This window comes from Deltaproteobacteria bacterium (genome assembly GCA_016709225.1).
Classification (GTDB): Bacteria; Myxococcota_A; Polyangia; order Nannocystales; family Nannocystaceae; genus Xiheibacterium; species Xiheibacterium phototrophicum.
Genome location: JADJEE010000001.1, coordinates 1844702 through 1860763, shown reverse-complemented (window position 1 = coordinate 1860763; position 16062 = coordinate 1844702). Strand labels below are relative to the sequence as shown.

12 protein-coding genes and 1 pseudogene are annotated in these 16062 nt (G+C 73.2%); 8 read left to right on the top strand and 5 right to left on the bottom strand.

The annotated features are described in order from the left end of the window. Positions 1-66: 66 nt before the first annotated feature. Complete coding sequence (locus IPH07_07645; GenBank protein ID MBK6917257.1) at positions 67-1575, bottom strand: OFA family MFS transporter; 1509 nt, start codon at positions 1573-1575, stop codon at positions 67-69. Between the two features lie 133 nt (positions 1576-1708). Between IPH07_07645 and IPH07_07640 the strand changes: the two genes are divergently transcribed. Then, a complete protein-coding gene (locus IPH07_07640; protein MBK6917256.1) occupies positions 1709-2785 on the top strand; it encodes a hypothetical protein in 1077 nt (358 codons plus the stop codon). Between the two features lie 14 nt (positions 2786-2799). Here IPH07_07640 and IPH07_07635 read toward each other — a convergent pair. The 4 genes and pseudogenes from IPH07_07635 to maf all read right to left on the bottom strand — a co-directional run bounded on the left by IPH07_07635 (position 2800) and on the right by maf (position 6937). Next, positions 2800-4301, bottom strand: a pseudogene (locus IPH07_07635) (FAD-dependent oxidoreductase). Then, on the bottom strand, positions 4298-5566 hold the full coding sequence (locus IPH07_07630; GenBank protein ID MBK6917255.1) for a (2Fe-2S)-binding protein: 1269 nt from the start codon (positions 5564-5566) through the stop codon (positions 4298-4300). The pseudogene IPH07_07635 and the gene IPH07_07630 overlap by 4 nt, the downstream one beginning before the upstream one ends. Positions 5567-5645: 79 nt before the next feature. After that, positions 5646-6314: a YggS family pyridoxal phosphate-dependent enzyme gene (locus IPH07_07625; protein MBK6917254.1), complete on the bottom strand. Its 669-nt coding sequence runs from the start codon at positions 6312-6314 to the stop codon at positions 5646-5648. A 23-nt stretch (positions 6315-6337) separates the two neighbouring features. Further along, positions 6338-6937, bottom strand: a complete 600-nt coding sequence (gene maf, locus IPH07_07620; protein MBK6917253.1) for a septum formation protein Maf — start codon at positions 6935-6937, stop codon at positions 6338-6340. 139 nt (positions 6938-7076) lie between these two features. Here maf and IPH07_07615 point away from each other — a divergent pair, with 139 nt between their 5' ends. The 7 genes from IPH07_07615 to ruvA all read left to right on the top strand — a co-directional run bounded on the left by IPH07_07615 (position 7077) and on the right by ruvA (position 16041). Further along, complete coding sequence (locus tag IPH07_07615) at positions 7077-7934, top strand: hypothetical protein (GenBank protein MBK6917252.1); 858 nt, start codon at positions 7077-7079, stop codon at positions 7932-7934. Positions 7935-7938: 4 nt separating this feature from the next. Continuing rightward, a complete protein-coding gene (locus IPH07_07610) occupies positions 7939-8853 on the top strand; it encodes a hypothetical protein (protein MBK6917251.1) in 915 nt (304 codons plus the stop codon). A gap of 749 nt (positions 8854-9602) precedes the next feature. After that, entirely contained in the window at positions 9603-11267 is a 1665-nt protein-coding gene (locus IPH07_07605; protein MBK6917250.1) for a right-handed parallel beta-helix repeat-containing protein, read from the top strand. Next, positions 11264-12511: a DsbA family protein gene (locus tag IPH07_07600; protein MBK6917249.1), complete on the top strand. Its 1248-nt coding sequence runs from the start codon at positions 11264-11266 to the stop codon at positions 12509-12511. Before IPH07_07605 ends, IPH07_07600 begins: the two co-directional genes overlap by 4 nt. 84 nt (positions 12512-12595) lie before the next feature. After that, entirely contained in the window at positions 12596-14827 is a 2232-nt protein-coding gene (locus IPH07_07595) for an ATP-dependent RecD-like DNA helicase (GenBank protein ID MBK6917248.1), read from the top strand. After that, complete coding sequence (ruvC, locus tag IPH07_07590; GenBank protein MBK6917247.1) at positions 14824-15342, top strand: crossover junction endodeoxyribonuclease RuvC; 519 nt, start codon at positions 14824-14826, stop codon at positions 15340-15342. Before IPH07_07595 ends, ruvC begins: the two co-directional genes overlap by 4 nt. Before the next feature lie 78 nt (positions 15343-15420). Continuing rightward, positions 15421-16041, top strand: coding sequence for a Holliday junction branch migration protein RuvA (gene ruvA / locus IPH07_07585; GenBank protein ID MBK6917246.1), 621 nt, complete (start codon positions 15421-15423; stop codon positions 16039-16041). Positions 16042-16062: the final 21 nt, after the last annotated feature.

The following is a 16062-nucleotide window of genomic DNA, read 5'->3' as shown; positions in this document are numbered from 1 at the left end:
CCGCAGCGTCCCCTCGCGGGCGCGCGTGGGCACGATGGGCCCGGCTGCGATCGCGGGCGCGGTGGCTCAGCGGAACATCGCCGCGACCCCGCGGGCGGTCTGGACGATGCCCCATGTCAGCGGGGCCCCGGCGGCGAGCCACGCCGCGATCACCCGCCACGACGCCGCCTCGGGGCGCTCGCGGGTCGACGCCGGTCGTGGGAGATCGGCACCGCGGGTGCGTCGTTCGTGCTCGAGCTCGCCGGCGCTCATGTGGTGTCGCGACGCAACGTCGCGCACCAGCGCGTTGAGCACGAACCCCAGCACCAACAGCGCCGCCATCAGCTGCAGCACCACGGTGTACGCGCGGGTCGGGGCCACGCCCGCATCGATCTGCGATTGCCGAAGGTGGTTCACCAGCCATGGTCCCGCCACGCCCGCGGCCGACCACGCGGTCAGCAGCCGGCCATGGATCGCGCCCACGAATTGGGTGCCGAACAGATCGGCGAGGTAGGCCGGGATCGTCGCGAAGCCGCCGCCGTACATGGTGAGGATCGCCGCCGCGGCGACGACGAATCCGATCACGCTGCCGTGCTCACCCGTCCACGGCAGCGCGAGGTACAGCGCCGGCCCCAGCGTGAAGAAGCACGCGTAGGTGCGCTTGCGGCCGATGCGGTCCGACAGCGACGACCACACGAAGCGGCCGCCGATGTTGAAGAGGCTGAGCAGCCCCACGAAGCCCGCCGCCGCCGGCGGATCGATGCGACCGCCGAAGAGCTCCTGGATCATCGGCGACGCCTGTTCGATGACGCCGATGCCGGCGGTGACGTTCAGACACAGCACGCCCCACAGCAGGTAGAACTGCGGCGTGCGGATCGCCCGCGACGGCGACACATGGTGGCCGCCGCCGGCCGGCGTCGCGCCGGTGGTCGCGCCCGTCGCGTGGCCGCCCGGTGGCAGACGAAAACCCAGCGCACCCACCATCATCACGACGAAGTAGACGCCGCCCAAGACCAGCAGCGTGGGCGCGACCCCGACGTCGTCGGGGCCGGCGAACCGCTCCATCAAGCGCTGCGAGAGCGGTCCGGCCACGAAGGCGCCGCCACCGAAGCCCATGATCGCCATGCCGGTGGCGAGCCCGCGGCGGTCGGGGAACCACTTGATGAGCGTCGAGACCGGCGTGATGTAGCCGATGCCGAGGCCGCAGCCCCCGATGACGCCGTAGCCCAGGTAGAGCAGGGCGATCGCGTGCAGGTGCACGCCGAGCGCCGAGATCAGGAAGCCGGCGCTCCACAGGGCCGCCGCCGTCACGCCGCTGCGACGCGGGCCGGCGCGCTCGACCCACTTGCCGAACACCGCCGCCGAGAGACCCAGGGCGACGATCGCGATCGTGAACACCCAGGCGAGCTGCGGCTGGGTCCAGTCGGCGGCGCCCGGGGCGGTCACGCCGACCACGCGGGTCAGCGGCAGCTTGAAGACGGAGAAGGCGTAGGCCTGGCCGATGCACAAGTGGATCGCCAACGCGCACGGCGGGATCAGCCAGCGGTTGAAGCCGGGCGCGGCAACGATACGCTCGCGGGAGAGCACGGCAAGCACGCCGCATCATCGCACCCGAGCCTGGGCGTGCGCGTCGAAGGCGTGGGCCCGCGCTCCCAGTGCGGTCGCGGGCCGAGGGCGTGGCGCCGGGGCGAAGGCGGCGCGCGGGCGGGGCGTGCTACGCTCCCCCATCGTGTACTTGCGTCGTCTGGCGATCACCATGTTCGTGGGCATCGGGGGCTGCTTCGACGAGGCGCAGGGGGTGACGACGGTGTCGTCCTCGGACGGCAGCGGTGGCGCGAGCACGGGTGGCGAGGGCAGCGGTAGCGAGGGCTCGACCTCGTCGACCACCGAAGCTGCGACAGGGTCTGGCAGCAGCGGCGAGGTGGCCGACAGCAGCACGACCGCCGCGGTGTGCGAGGACGCGAGCCTGGACGTCGCCGCCGATCCGGTGCCGACGCAGCTGATCGTGCTCGCGCTCGCCGACGTCGATCCAACCGCCTTCAACCAGGCCATTGCGCCGCTCGAGCTGCAAGCGCTCGTCGACGCCGAGGGCACGCGGGTCGTGTTCCTCGATCTCGGCGTCGGCCTGGCGACGTTCGCCGACGCCTGCGATGGTTGCGAGAGCGGCACGTGCACGCACGTGGTCCACCGCATGCTCGATGTCGGCGCCCCGGCGTTGACCGCCATACAGGACGCGCCGCAGTACTCGTGCGTGCTGTGGCCCGAGGCCGACTCGCCGCGCAAGCGGGTGCTGTTGCTGAGCCCCGGTGAAGATCCCCCGGTGGGCCTGACGAACTTCCTGCTCGGGCTCGTGGACGGGGGCTGGGACGTCGATCTCGCCTGCCCGGGCTGTGGTGAGACGACCGGCGGTCCGTTCGCACCGCTCGTGCGCGAGGCCGGCGGCATCATCAGCGACCTCTCGAGTCCGGACGCCATGGGCGTTGCGCTGACGTTCGCGATCGCGGCACCCCTCGAGTGTGAGTGGTTGGCTGCGGACGAGCTGCCGGCGCCGCACACCCTCGCCGACCTCCGCCTGAGCATCGATCCCTGCTCGCTGGACGAGAGCTCGTGCGCGTTGGGCCTCGCCCAGGTCGAGGGCCTCGCCGACTGCGACGCCAACGATCCCGACGCCAACGAGTTCTATGTGCTGGAAGACGCGCTCAGCGCGGGTGTGTCGCTGGTGGGTCTGTGCGGCCCCGCGTGCCGGCTGCTGCGTCGCGCGGCCGCCTTCAACACCGCGATCACCCACGAGTACGTCTGTCCGTAGCCGCGTGCGAACGGTCAGCCGATGATCATGTCTTCGCGCCGGGAGGCGTCGCCGCGCTCGAAGCGGCTCGGATCCCATCGCGCGAGCATTGGATGTCGCTCGCCCCGCACCACGAAGCGCGCGAGCATGCGCCCGACCGCCGGCGCCATCATGAAGCCGTGGCCGGTGAAGCCGCACACCTGCAGCAGCGCGGGCACCCCCGGCGAGGGGCCGACGATGGCGTCGCCGTCGGGCGAGACGTCGTAGGCGCCGGCCCACTGACGCAGCACCTTGAGTGCACCCAGCCGGGGCATCAACCCCGCCAACGTGCGGCCGAGCTCGGCCAGGAACGCCAGCGACGACGATTGATCGACCGCGACCTCGTCGCCGCCGTGGTCGCGCTCGGGCATGGTGATGCCCGCGACGATTTCGCCGCGCGTGCTCTGCGAGAAGTACAACCCGCTGCCGAGATCGACCACCAGCGGATCGAGGAAGGGCTTGAGCGGCTCGGTCGAGAGGATCTCGTGACGGTGGGGACGGTTGGGCAGTCGCACGCCGAGCGAGTGGTTGAGGCCGTGGCACCACGCGCCGGTGGCGTTGATGACCAGGCCCGCCCGCAGGCGCTCGCCGCTCGACAGTCGCAGCACCAGGCCGGCGCCGTCGGCCTCGGCCGCGAGCGCGGCGGTGTGCGTGCGCACGACCACGCCACGGCGGATCGCCTGTCGCGCGTAGCCCCACACGAACGGCCACGGAAACACCACGCCATCGTCGGGGTTGAACGCGGCCAGCCGCACCTCGCGGACGTCGAGCTCGGGCACCACGTCGCGCGCCTCCTCGGGGCCGAGCAGCCGCGTGGGTGCACCGAGGCTGTGGTGGAGCGCCGCGTTGCGACGCAGCCGCTGTTCGCCGGCTTCGCTGCGCGCCAGGAACAGATAGCCGCCCTGGCGAAACCACAGGTTGATGCCGAGCTCCTGTGCGAGCCCGCGGCAGATCTCGATGCTCTCCATCATGATCCGCACGTTGCCTTCGTCGCCCCACTGCATGCGCACGCCGCCGCCGTTGCGACCCGACGCACCGCTGACGAGGTAGCTGCGCTCGAGCACCACCACGCGCAGCTTGGAGGTGCTCGCGATGTGGTACGCGGTCGCGAGACCCATCACGCCGCCGCCAACGATCGCGACGTCGCAGACCCCGGGCAGCTTCGCGTCGGCGCTGCCGAGCGTGAGCGCGGCGCTCATCGTGGCTCGCCCTCGGCGTCGCTCGCTCGGGGGGCCGCGGCGCTGGCGAGCTCTGCGAGCGTGACCGGCTCGGCCGGCGGCCGCGCGGTGAACGGCTGCACCTGCGCCGGTGTCACGACCCCGCGCGCCAACAGCAGCTGCACCAACGTGACCATGCACTCCTTGCCCTGACAGGGACCGGTGCCGAGGCCGGTGTAGCGCTTGAGCTCTTCGACGCTGGCGAGACCGAGCGCGATCGCATGCTCGATCTCGGCGACCGTGACATCCTCGCAGCGGCACACGAACACCCGCTGGGTCATGGCGAACCTCGATGGCCGCGACCATGCGCGGCGATCATGGCCTCGGCGATCCGCTCGCCGTCGGCGCGTGCGTCCGCGGCCGCGACCCCGCAGGCCTCGCCACAGGCCCACGTCGACCACGGGCCATCGCCGCAGCGGCCGTCGTCCCCACGCACGATGGCGAAGCCGCGGCCGTTCCAGGCCACCTTCGCGCCGGCCTGCCGCGCGAGCTCCGACACCGGTGCCACCGGGGCCGCGAGCGCGACCACGCCGACGTCGCGGCGACCGTCGCTGCACGCCAGGCCCTCGACCCGCGCGCCGCCGAGGATCGCGTCCACCTGGCTCGGGGCCATGCGATCGCACTGCAGCGCAGCAGCCAGTGCATCGGCCTCGGCATCGTCGCCGACGACCACTGCGGGCACCGCGAGGCGGTCGCCGGTGCGCCGCAGCAGCGCCAACAAGCCGCGCGCCGCCAGCACGCCGGGCAGGTCGTTGTTGCGCAGCGGGATCATGACGTCGCGCGCGCCGGTGGCGAGCACGACGTGGCGCGGCACGAACGTGTGCACGGTGCTGCCGTCGGCGCGCCGCTGTACCGCCGCGACGCACCCGCGCTCGCCGTGCTCGCGGGGGTAGATGCCGAACACCGCGGTGTCGAGCCCAGTGGCGGCGAGCGGATCGCCCCCGCGTGCCCGCACGCCGGCGGCATCCAGACGATCGACGCAGGCCACCGACCAGCCGGCCAGCCGCAGTCGCCCCGCCGCGGCCGCGCCGGCGGGCCCGGCCCCGACGACGAGCGCATCGACGTGGTGCTCGCGCTGGGCCGTGACTGCCGTGCCGCCGGGGTCGGGCAGGGTGCCGAGCCCGGCGAGGTTGCGCGCGACCTCCTGCATGATGGTGTTCATGAAGCGCGGCTTCACCATCAGGTGGTGGTGATCCATGCCGCGCGCGAACACGGTGTCGACCAGCGCGGTCGGGTCGGGGCCGCGCTCGAGCACGCGGTTCTGCGAGGCCAGTCGCATGCCCATGTGCACCACCGCGGTGCAGGTGCGCACGTTGGGCTGACCATCGACGCGCATCAAGCAGGTGCCGCAGTCGCCCTGCAGGCAGAACGCCCCGCGGGGCCGGCGATACTTGAGGCTACGGCCGGTCGCGAGCACGCCGGCGCGCAGCAGGGCCGCGCTCGCGGTGTCGTCGACCGCGGCCGGCACCGTGGCGTCGTCGACCACGATCGACAGCGACGTCGAGACGCCGGGCGCAGGCCGCAGGACGGGGTCGGAGCCCAGCATCGAGGATGCATCGGAGGTATCACCGAACCCGCCTCGGCGACAACCCAAGAACGCCGGCCGGCCCGAGCGCCCGTGGTGCTCAGCGCGGACCGAAGATCGCGGTGCCGACCCGCACCAGGGTCGCGCCCTCTTCGATCGCGACCTCGAGGTCATCGCTCATGCCCATCGACAGCTCGGTGAGCTCGACCTGCGGCCGCGCGGTCGCGGCCAGCGCATCGCGCAGCTGGCGGAGCGCGCGGAAGTGCGGGCGCGCCTGCGCCGGCTCGCCGGCCGGCGGGATCGTCATCAACCCGCGCACGCGCAGCGAGGTGCAGCTCGCGGCGTGATCGAGCAGCCGCGCGACGCCGTCGGGGGCGACGCCAGACTTGCTGGCCTCGCCGGCGACGTTGACCTGCACGAGTACGTCGAGGGTGTGCTCGGCCGCGAGCGCGTGGTGCTCGAGCGCGTCGAGCAGCTCGGGACGATCGACGGTGTGGACCATCGCGCAGGTCGCCACCAGCTTGGCCTTGTTGCGCTGGACCGGACCGATCATGTGCCAACGGATGCCGTCGTCCGCGAGCATCGCTCGCTTGCCGTCGAGCTCCTGGGCGTAGTTCTCGCCGAGGTCCACGACGCCCAGCGTGCGCGCGGCGGCAACGGCTGCGGCGAGATGGCGCTTGCTGACCGCGACGAGGGTCACCCGCGGTGTGCCCACGCGGGCGCGGGCGCGCTCGATGCGATCGCGGACACGCTGCAGCCGTGCGGCCATCGCCGCGACGTCGATCGCATCGCTCACCCGACCACCCCCAGCGCGACGAGGCGCGCCAGCACCTGCGACAGCGGCAGACCGACCACCGCGGTGTACGAGCCCTCGATCGCGTCGACGAAGGCAGCGGCGTCGGACTGGATGCCATAGCCGCCGGCCTTGCCGCGCCAGTCGCCGCGATCGAGGTAGGCCGCGAGCTCGGCCGGTGCGAGGGATCGCATCGCGACCCGGGTGGTCTGCTCGTGCACCTCGCACGGCACCGCGCCCGCGAGCGCCCACGCGGTCGTCACGTGGTGCCAGCCACCCAGCAGCTCACCGAGCATCTGCGCGGCCTCGTCGCGGCTGCCGGGCTTGCCCAGCGGGCGCGTCGGTGCGCGCCACACCACGGTGTCGGCGGCGAGCACGATGGCGTCGTCGCGGTCGCACGCGCGGGCCTTGGCGGCCGCCAGCCGGCACGCGAGCGCGACCGCCGACTCGTCGGGGTGCGGGGTCTCGTCGCAGGCCGTCGGCACGCACGCGAACGACAGGCCCGCGCCGCGCAGGAGTGCGGCGCGCCGCGGCGATGCCGAGGCCAACACCAAGCTCGGCGCACGCGGGTGCGCGCCGTCACCGAGCGTCGCCGTCATGGCTCGACCTCGTTCGGGCCCAAGGCCCGCGGCGGGACGCTTCGCGGCTGCACGGCGCGCGCATCATCGACCATCGCCGCGCCGCTCGACAAGTCGGGCGCGAGGCCGCCTCGCCCGATGGGCCTGCTACGATGGCGGCATGACCCGACGCCGCGGTCCCCGCCCGCTCGCACTCGTCGCCTTCGCCGCCGCGGTCGCGGCGGTGCCGTGGGTGGTCGCCCACCACCCCGCGTCGCCGTCGATCGACGCGACGCCAATCGAGGCGCGCCTCGACGACGCGCCCGCGCGAGCCGCCGAGGACCCCCTGGTGGGCCTGTGGAGCGCCCACGATCCCGGCGTCGCCGGCACGCCGGTGCGGTTCTACTACTTCCACGGCGACGGCCACGGGCTCTACCGCTACGGCCGCGTGGGTGCGACCAACACCAACAGCTTCGACTACGAGCTGCACGGCGACGAGCTCGAGCTGCGCTTTCGCAAGACCGGCGCGCGCCACCGCGTTCGCATCGCGGTCGAGCAGGGCGAGCACGTGCGCACGCTCGTGCTCGAGCACGACCCGCGGGCCGGCGGTCGCCAGCGCTACGCCCAGGCCCGCGCGACCCCGGTCGAGCACGGCGTCGCGGCGGCGGGCGTGCCCGGTCGCATGTGGATCGATCACGGTCGGTTCGACACCGGCGGCGAGGGCTTCACGCTGTACCAGCTGCGCGGCGCGGGCATCGACGGTCGTGGCACCGGGTGGTTCCACCGCGGCGACTTCGACGACTGGACCACCGAGTCGCTGACCTACCGCATCGCCGGCGACGCGATCGAGCTCGAGTTCGCGGCGGGCGACCGCCACACCACGACGTTCACCTACCAACCCGGTGAGCCGGCGGTGCTCGAGCTGCGCGAGGATCCGCGCGACTTCTGGCATCCCCATCGCTTCCGCGACGGCGGGCCGTCGTTCGGCATGCTCACGCCGGCCCGCACCGCGGCGCTCGACGCCGCTTCCCCATGGTGAGCCGATGCCGACCGAAGCGCTGAGGTGTCCGACCTGCGGCGCCGCCGATCACTCCCGCACGGATGCCGCGGGCGTGAACACCTGCGCCTACTGCGGCGTGCGCTACCGGATCACCGGCGGGGTCGCGGCGCGGGTCGATGGCCGCGTGGTGCCGCAGCGCGCGACGCCGGTCATTGCGATCGCGATCGCGGCGGTGGTGCTCGTGGGGCTGGCCGCGGGCGTGGCCTTCGCGTTGCTGCGCCGTGGTGGCGACGCGGTCGGGGCGCCAGGCGCCGGCGATGCTGCGCTCGCACCGACGTCGCCGGTGGTGGTGCCGGCGGCGGATGGGGCCGGGCCGGCCGAGGTGCCGCTGTCGGCGACGTTCGTGATGGAGCATCGTCGGCCGAGCAACGCGCCGACGTTCTACGCCATCGGCTGGGTCACCAACACCTCCGAGGTCGCGATCTCCCAGCCCAAGGTCACCGCCGTGCTGCACGATGCCAGCGGCGCCGAGGTCGGCACCGCGTTCGGTTTCGCCGAGCGCGACACCATCGCGCCCGGGGAGCGCGCGCCGGCGTCGATCCTGGTGATGAACCCGCCGCCGTTCGAGACCATCACCTTCGAGATCCGCCCCAGCCGCGCGACATACTTTCCGCCCCGCGTCGGGGGCCTGCGGATCGAGCATGGGCCCGCACAGCACGACGGCTATAGCGATCGCATCACCGGCAAGGTCTTCAACGATGGCAACGAGCCGGCCCGCTTCGTGCGCGTCGAGGCGCTGTCCTACGCCGCCGACGACAGCCTCGTCAGCGTGGACTTCACGTTCGCCGACGGTGAGTCGCTGGCGCCGGGCGATGCGGCGCGCTTCCAGATCAACCTCGCGCGCACCGACGTGCCAGCCGCGCGGCACGAGCTGACGGTCTCGGGCTCCCCGCTCTAGTACCTCGACACAGCGATGGTGATGGGCCATGACACCGCCCTGACCGCGCCTCTAGCCGCCGGCGGTGCGATGCCGCGTCGCGATCGCGGCCTCGGGATGGGGCGCGACGCCGCGGTGGGCCGCGAGCGTCGCGGGTGCGGCCTCGACCTGCACCTGCGTTGGGGGCCCGCCGCCACGCGAGCGCCGCGAGCAGCACCAGGCACAGCACCGCCGCGGTCGCCATCGCGCCCATCAGCCACGCCCGTGCATCGCCGCGCGCGGGGCCTGCCGCGGAGGGACGCGGTCGCGCGACGTGAACCACCAGCGACGTCGGCAGCACCGCGAGGATCTCGTCGCGGCGCTGGGTCGGCGTGCACGAGCGCAGCGCCTGCGCGGCCAGCTGCGACAGCGTGTCGTCGTCGTCGTCGACCAACATCGAGGACAGCATCGGCAGGGGCGCACGACGCCGTGGCGGGAGTTCGTAGGCGCGTGGTGCGAGCCGATCGCGAGCCGAGCTCGCGCGGCTTGCCGACGCGACGGTTGCTGCGGTGGCCATGTACCAGCCGACGGGGCGTCGCCGCGTTTGATTCGCGGGCACGCGCGTGGCGATCACGGCGCTTACGTGCGCGGCAGGCCCGGCATGGGTCCGATCGCGACAGCCGTCCGACGCTCGCCCGCCCGCGCCCCCGAAGTCGGCGAAAGTGTGCGACCTGGCACCGTCGACCCACGCGCGTGGCGGCTGCGGCCGGCGCCGGTGGTATGCTGTGGCCATGGACTTCGCTTGGGGCGCGCGCCCTCGTCTCGGTTCGTCGCGGATGCAGCGGCGGCTGCTCTTCGCCACCGCGCTCGGCCTGCTCGGCGCGTGCAACGTCGACACCGTCGGCAAGCAGCCGCAGCTGGTGCCGCACTGCGTCGACCTGCAAGGCGATGCGACCTGCCGCGCGGCCACCCCCACGCGGCCGTTCTGCAACGTGTGCGTGCCCGCCAGCCAGTTCCAGGGCTGCGTGGGGCAGCTGCCGCCGCCGTCGTGCTCGCCCGAGGGCATGAGCGCCGCCGACACCAACGTCGATCCCTCCGACACCAGCAGCAGTAGCGGCGGCAGCAGCAGCAGCAGCAGCGGCGGCGAGAGTTCGAGCGGTGTGGTCGCCGACTCGAGCGGATCGTCGGGCGGCACATCGGTGGTGTCGTGCAACGAAGAGGGCCAGCTCGACGAGGACTGCGAGGCCGTCGACCCCGCCCAGGCGTACTGCGTCAACGGCATCTGCGGTGGTTGCACGGTCGGTGGCGGCGATGACTTCTGCGGCCTGGTCGACGCGCGCACGCCGTTTTGCAACCCCGTCACGGATCGCTGCGAGGGCTGCGGTGCCGGTGGCGACGACTTCTGTCAGGGTGCGACGCCGGTGTGCGATCCGATCGGCCGCTGCGTGCCGTGCACCGAGCACGATGAGTGCGACACCGCGTGCCACGTCGCGCCGACCGACCCGCTGCAGGGCGAGTGCTTCCCGGCCGACACGGTGGTCTACGTCAGCGCCGGGGCGGCCTGCCCCGGTGACGGCAGCATGGCGACCCCGGCGTGTTCGCTGGCCGCGACGCTGGCCGCGGTGCCGGAAGACGCGTCGGTCACGGTGCGACTGGCCGGCGGCGTCGCGTATGCCGAGAACGCGGTCTTCACCGGGGGCACGGTGGCGATCCGCGGCACGGGTCTGGTGCAGATCACGGGCGCCAACGGCGTCGACGCACCCAACCTCGAGGTCGCCGGCGGCGTCGTCTACCTCGACGGCGTGCGCGTGCGCAACAACCTGCAGACCCACGGCGCGACCTGCAGCGACGCGACGCTGTGGCTCGACGACAGCGAGCTGCGCAACAACGTCGACCACGGCCTGTTCGGGGTCGGACCCTGCGACGTGACGCTGCGGCGATCGTCGGTGCACAACAACCCCGGCGGCGGCATCCGCCAGCTCGGCGGAAGCCTGGTGCTGCAGAACGCCGCGGTCGACGAGAACGGCGATGGCGTGCACGGCCCCGGCATCAACCTGCAGTACGCCGAGCTGCACGCGTTGTACAGCACGGTCGCCGGCAACGACGCGATCGGCGACGACAACCTGCAGTGCCTGTCGGCCACCGGCGACGTGCGCAACAGCATCTTCAGCGGCCTGTCGACCGGCTCGATCGACATCGACTGCTTCACCCTCGACTTCGAGACCAACGCGCTCGACACCGCGAACTTCGTCGGCGTCGGCTCGGTGCTGATCGGGGCCTACGACGAGAACTGGTTCGTCAATCCCAACGAGGGCGACATGCGGCTCGATGACGGTCCGACCTCGCCGTTCGGTGCGGTCGCGCTGTGGCTCGATGGTGATCCGCCGCTCGACATCGACGGCACCTCGCGACCCATGGGCGGCGAGCTCGGCTACGCCGGGGTCGACGAGCCGTGAGCGCGCCGCTGCGCTTCTTCTACGACATCGTCTGTCCCTACGCCGCGATGGCGTCGCTGCGCGTCGACGGGCTCGCGGCGGCCTGCGGGCTGTCGGTGCATTGGTCACCGGTGCTGCTCGGCGGCTTGCTGCGCGCCCACGGTGGGCCCGACGATCCCAATCGCACCTACGCGCCGGCGCGCGCGGCCATGACCCGCGCCGACATCGTGCGCCAGGCCGCCCTGCACGGGCGCACCTTCGCGGTGCCGGCCGAACATCCGCGGCGCACGGTCGCCGCGATGCGTCTGGTCGTGGCAGCGCGCAGCGAGCAGCGCCAGGCGCTGTCGGCCGCGCTGTTCGAGGCCTACTGGCAGCACGGGCAGGACGTCGCCGATCCGGCGGTGCTCGAGGCCATCGCGCGTCGATTCGGCATGTCGGCCGCGTGCGTCGACGACCCGGCGGTGAAGGCCGAGCTGCGCGCGCGCACCGACGAGGCCGCGGCCGCCGGCGTCTTCGGCGTGCCGACCTTCGTCCGCGGTGACGTGCGGATCTGGGGCTGCGATCGCATGGGCCTGCTGGCGCGCGCACTCGGCGGGGCCCCGCGCGACGAGGCCGCGGCGATCGCCGAGGGTGGCGAGGCCGCGCCGGCGCGCGTCCGCTTCTTCTTCGACGTCGCGAGCCCGTACAGCTACCTGGCCTTCACGCAGCTGGAGCGCGTGTGTGCAGCGGCCGCGGCCACGCTCGTGCCGGTGCCGGTGCTGCTCGGCGCGCTCTTCCGCGAGATCGGCACCGCCGACGTGCCGCTGTTCGAGATGCACGCGGCGAAGCAGGCGTGGGTCCGCGAGGACCTCGCGCAGTGGGCCGCCGCGTGGGGGGTGCCGTTTCGCTTCCCCAGCGTGTTCCCGCTGCGCTCGCTGCTGGCCCAGCGCGTGATCGTGGTCGCGCCCGCGACCGCGCCCGCGATCCACCGCGCCGCCTGGGTCGACGACCGTCGCATCGACGAGGCCGAGGGCCTGGCGGCGGTGCTCGCCGCGGCCGGCTTCGACGCCCGCGAGCTGCTCGCGCAGGCCGGCGGCGCGGCGGCCAAGCAGGCGCTGCGGGCCAACACCGACGCGGCCCGCGACGCGGGCGCCTGCGGCGTGCCGAGCTACGAGATCACCCGCGACGGCGCTTCGCCGGTGCTGCTGTGGGGGCAGGATCGCCTCGCCACGCTCGCGACGATCCTCGGTGGCTGGAGCCCACCGCCGACGCCGCACCGCGTCTGAGCGCGCGGCGGCGCAGTACCCCTCGCCGGCCCACCGCGACGGCCGCCCGCGGTCCCGACTGGCGCGTCGCCGGTCGCCTGGGTCATGCTGCGCGCGGAAGCGATGGTGGGTCCTTCGCCGAGTACCGTGCCCGCGGCGGCGCCGAGCCTCGACGGCACCGTCGAGCGCGTCGTCTATCACGACGAGCGCACGCGCTACACCGTGCTGCGGCTGTCGGTGCGCGGTCACACCGAGCTGGTGACCGCGGTCGGGCGCATGCTGTTGCCCGAGGTCGGGGCGCAGGTGGTCGCCCACGGCGACTGGGAGCAGCACCCCAGCCACGGCAAGCAGTTCCGGGTCGACCGCCTGCAGGTCGAGGTGCCGACCACGCTCGCCGGCATCGAGCGTCGCTTGACCCGCTACCCCGGCATCAAGGACGTGATGGCCGCCCGCATCGTCGCGCGCTTCGGGCTCGACACGCTGTCGATCCTCGACAGCCAACCGCGGCGGCTGCTCGAGATCGAGGGCATCGGCGCCCGCACGCTCGAGAAGGTCATCGAACACCACGCCCAGCAGGTCGGTCCGCTGGCACAGCTCGAGTCGCAGCTGCTCGAGCTCGATCTGCCAGCGTGGTTGGCCGCGCCGATCCTCGAGCGCTTCGGCAGTGAGGCCATCACGGTGGTGCAGTCGCGGCCGTATCGATTGGCCCGCGAGGTGCGGGGCATCGGCTTCACCACCGCCGATCGCATGGCGCGGACGTTGGGCCTCGCGCCCGACAGCCCCGAGCGCATCGAGGCCGGCATCTTGCACGCGATGGAGACCGCCGAGCAGGACGGCAACTGTGCGCTGCCGATCGAGGTGCTCGTGCGCAAGGCCGCGATGGCGCTCGGGGTCGGTGAGGATCCGGTGCGCGACGCCGGCGAGCGCATGGTCGAGGCCGGTGACCTGCTGCTCGAGTACGGCAACGACGACACGCCGCTGTGCTTCTCACCGCAGCTGGTGGCCGCCGAGCAGGCGGTCGTCGAGGCGCTCGCGACCATCGCCCTGGCGCCGCGGTCCCACTGGAGTCTGGTCGAGCTGCCGCCGCACCTCAGCGCGGGGCAGGTCGAGGCCGTGCGCGCGGTCGCGGACCACGGTGTCGTGATCCTCACCGGTGGCCCCGGCACCGGCAAGAGCACGGTCGTGCGCGAGATCCTGGCGTTGGCGCGGGCCCACCACGAGCCGCTGATCCTGTGCGCGCCGACCGGTCGCGCCGCCAAGCGACTCGAGCAGGCCGCCGGCCACGCGGCCAAGACCGTACATCGCATGCTCGAGTTCCAGCCCGAGACCGGCCGCTTCGCCTACGGGCCGGGCAACCCGCTGCCGCCGGGCCTGTTGGTGGTCGACGAGAGCTCGATGCTCGACGTGCAGCTCGCCGCCGCGTTGTTCGGCGCACTCACCCCCGCGCACCGGCTGGTGGTGGTGGGCGATGGCGATCAGCTGCCGTCGGTGGGACCGGGCAACGTGCTGTGCGACATCGTGACGGCGGCGCAGAGTCCGGGCTCGCCGCTGTCGCACGTGCGACTGTCGGAGGTGTTCCGCCAGGCCGCGGGCAGCACCATCGTCGAGAACGCGCACCGCATCCTGCACGGCGATCGCCTGCGCACCGACGAGCCCGGCCGCGATGGCAAGGGCGAGTTCTTCGTCGTCCACGCGCGCTCCGCCGAGCACGCCCACGAGCTGTGCGTGCGGCTCGCGACCGAGCGCATCCCCGAGGCCTATGGGCTCGACGGCGCCCGCGACGTGCAGCTGCTGTGTCCGATGCACAAGGGCCGCGCCGGCACCGAGGCGCTCAACGAGGCGCTGTCGGCCCGCCACACCGCCGGGATGCCCGAGCTCACGGTCGAGGGCGCGCGCGGGCAGGTGCTGCGTCGCTTCCGGGTCGGCGATCGCGTGATGCAGACCCGCAACGACTACGGCAAGGGCGTGTTCAACGGCGACGTCGGTCGGGTCGCGTCGGTCGACCCGGGCACGAAGTCGTTGGTCGTCGACATGGACGGCATCAAGGTCGGCTACGTCGGCCACGAGGCGACCGCGCTGGGGCTGGCCTATGCGGTGTCGATCCACAAGAGCCAGGGCAGCGAGTTTCCGGCGGTGATCGTCACGCTGCTGCCGGAGCACCACGTGATGCTGCGACGCAACCTGCTCTACACCGCGATCACGCGCGCGCGGGCGCTGTGCGTGGTGGTCGGCGATCCGCGGGCCATCGATCAGGCCATCGCGCGCACCGACGGCGCGCGACGTCACACCGGCCTGGCCCGTCGCCTGCGCGAGGCGTTGGGCAGCGTGGTGGTATGACGGCACCGCGCAGCGTCGGCGCGGCGGCCCCGGCGGGCGCGCGCATCCTCGGCATCGACCCCGGCACGCTGCGCCTGGGCTACGCCGTCATCGAGGCGGTGTGGGCCGCCGGCCGACCGCGCCTGCACTACCTCGAGTGCGGCGTGATCAAGGCGCCGACCGGCGACATCGCGACCCGACTGTTCGCGATCGCGACCGATCTCGCCGAGGTGATCACGGAGTTCGCACCCCGCGAGTGCGCGATCGAGAAGGCCTTCGGGGGCAAGAACCCCGCCAGCGCGCTGGCGCTCGGGCAGGCCCGCGGTGCGGTGATGCTGCTGGCCGCGCAGCACGGCATGGCCAGCCACGAGTACGCGCCGGCCTACGTCAAGCGCATGATCGCGGGGCACGGCGCCGCGACCAAGGCGGCGATCGCCCAGCGCGTGCAGCTGCTGTTCGAGCTGGTGCGGCCGCCCGCGGCGGATGCCGCCGATGCCCTGGCGATCGCGTGCTGCCACGCGCTGGTCCGCAGCTGACGCCAACGGACACCGACGCGAGCCCTCGCACCCCGGACGCTGGCGTCGCGCCGTCACACGTGGCAACGTCCGCCCCAGATGATCGGCTGGCTGTCCGGCACTGTGTTTGCGCGCGAGCCGATTGCCGGCGAGGTCATCCTCGACGTCGGCGGCGTCGGCTATCAGATCGCGGTCTCGCTGCAGACCCTCGCGGCGGTGCCCGAGTGCGGCCGGCCCTGCGCGCTGTGGATCCACACCCACGTGCGCGAGGACGCGTTGGCGCTGTTCGGCTTCGCCGATCCCATCGAGCGCCGCGCGTTCCGGTTGCTGCTGGGTGTGCCGCAGGTCGGGCCCAAGCTCGCCATCGGTGTGCTCGGCGGGTTCCCGCTGGCGGAGCTGCTGGCGGCCATCGAGGGCGAGCAGCGCACGCTGCTCGAGCGCATCCCGGGGGTCGGCAAGCGCACCGCGGAGCGCATCCTCCTCGACCTGAAGGACAAGGTCGGCGTGCTGCGCGACCAGCTCGGCAGCGGCCGCGCGCCGAGTCAGCCGGTCACGCCCGACGGGTCGAGCTTCGCCGACGACGCTCGCGCCGTGCTGGTCAACCTCGGCTGGAAGGTGAAGGACGTCGACGCGGCGCTCACCAAGGTCGACGACGGCGAGCAGCCCTCGCTCGACGCGCTGGTGCGAAGGGCGCTCGCGCAGCTGATGTCGCGGCCGTGAGCGTCACGCGGCCGCGCGGCG

Excerpts from the sequence above, each read along its gene's own strand:
- IPH07_07630 (MBK6917255.1), bottom strand. The coding sequence starts at position 5,566 with ATGCTGGGCTCCGACCCCGTCCTGCGGCCTGCGCCCGGCGTCTCGACG.
- IPH07_07625 (MBK6917254.1), bottom strand. The coding sequence starts at position 6,314 with ATGGCCGCACGGCTGCAGCGTGTCCGCGATCGCATCGAGCGCGCCCGC.
- maf (MBK6917253.1), bottom strand. The coding sequence starts at position 6,937 with ATGACGGCGACGCTCGGTGACGGCGCGCACCCGCGTGCGCCGAGCTTG.
- IPH07_07615 (MBK6917252.1), top strand. The coding sequence starts at position 7,077 with ATGACCCGACGCCGCGGTCCCCGCCCGCTCGCACTCGTCGCCTTCGCC.
- IPH07_07610 (MBK6917251.1), top strand. The coding sequence starts at position 7,939 with ATGCCGACCGAAGCGCTGAGGTGTCCGACCTGCGGCGCCGCCGATCAC.
- IPH07_07605 (MBK6917250.1), top strand. The coding sequence starts at position 9,603 with ATGGACTTCGCTTGGGGCGCGCGCCCTCGTCTCGGTTCGTCGCGGATG.
- IPH07_07595 (MBK6917248.1), top strand. The coding sequence starts at position 12,596 with ATGCTGCGCGCGGAAGCGATGGTGGGTCCTTCGCCGAGTACCGTGCCC.
- ruvC (MBK6917247.1), top strand. The coding sequence starts at position 14,824 with ATGACGGCACCGCGCAGCGTCGGCGCGGCGGCCCCGGCGGGCGCGCGC.
- ruvA (MBK6917246.1), top strand. The coding sequence starts at position 15,421 with ATGATCGGCTGGCTGTCCGGCACTGTGTTTGCGCGCGAGCCGATTGCC.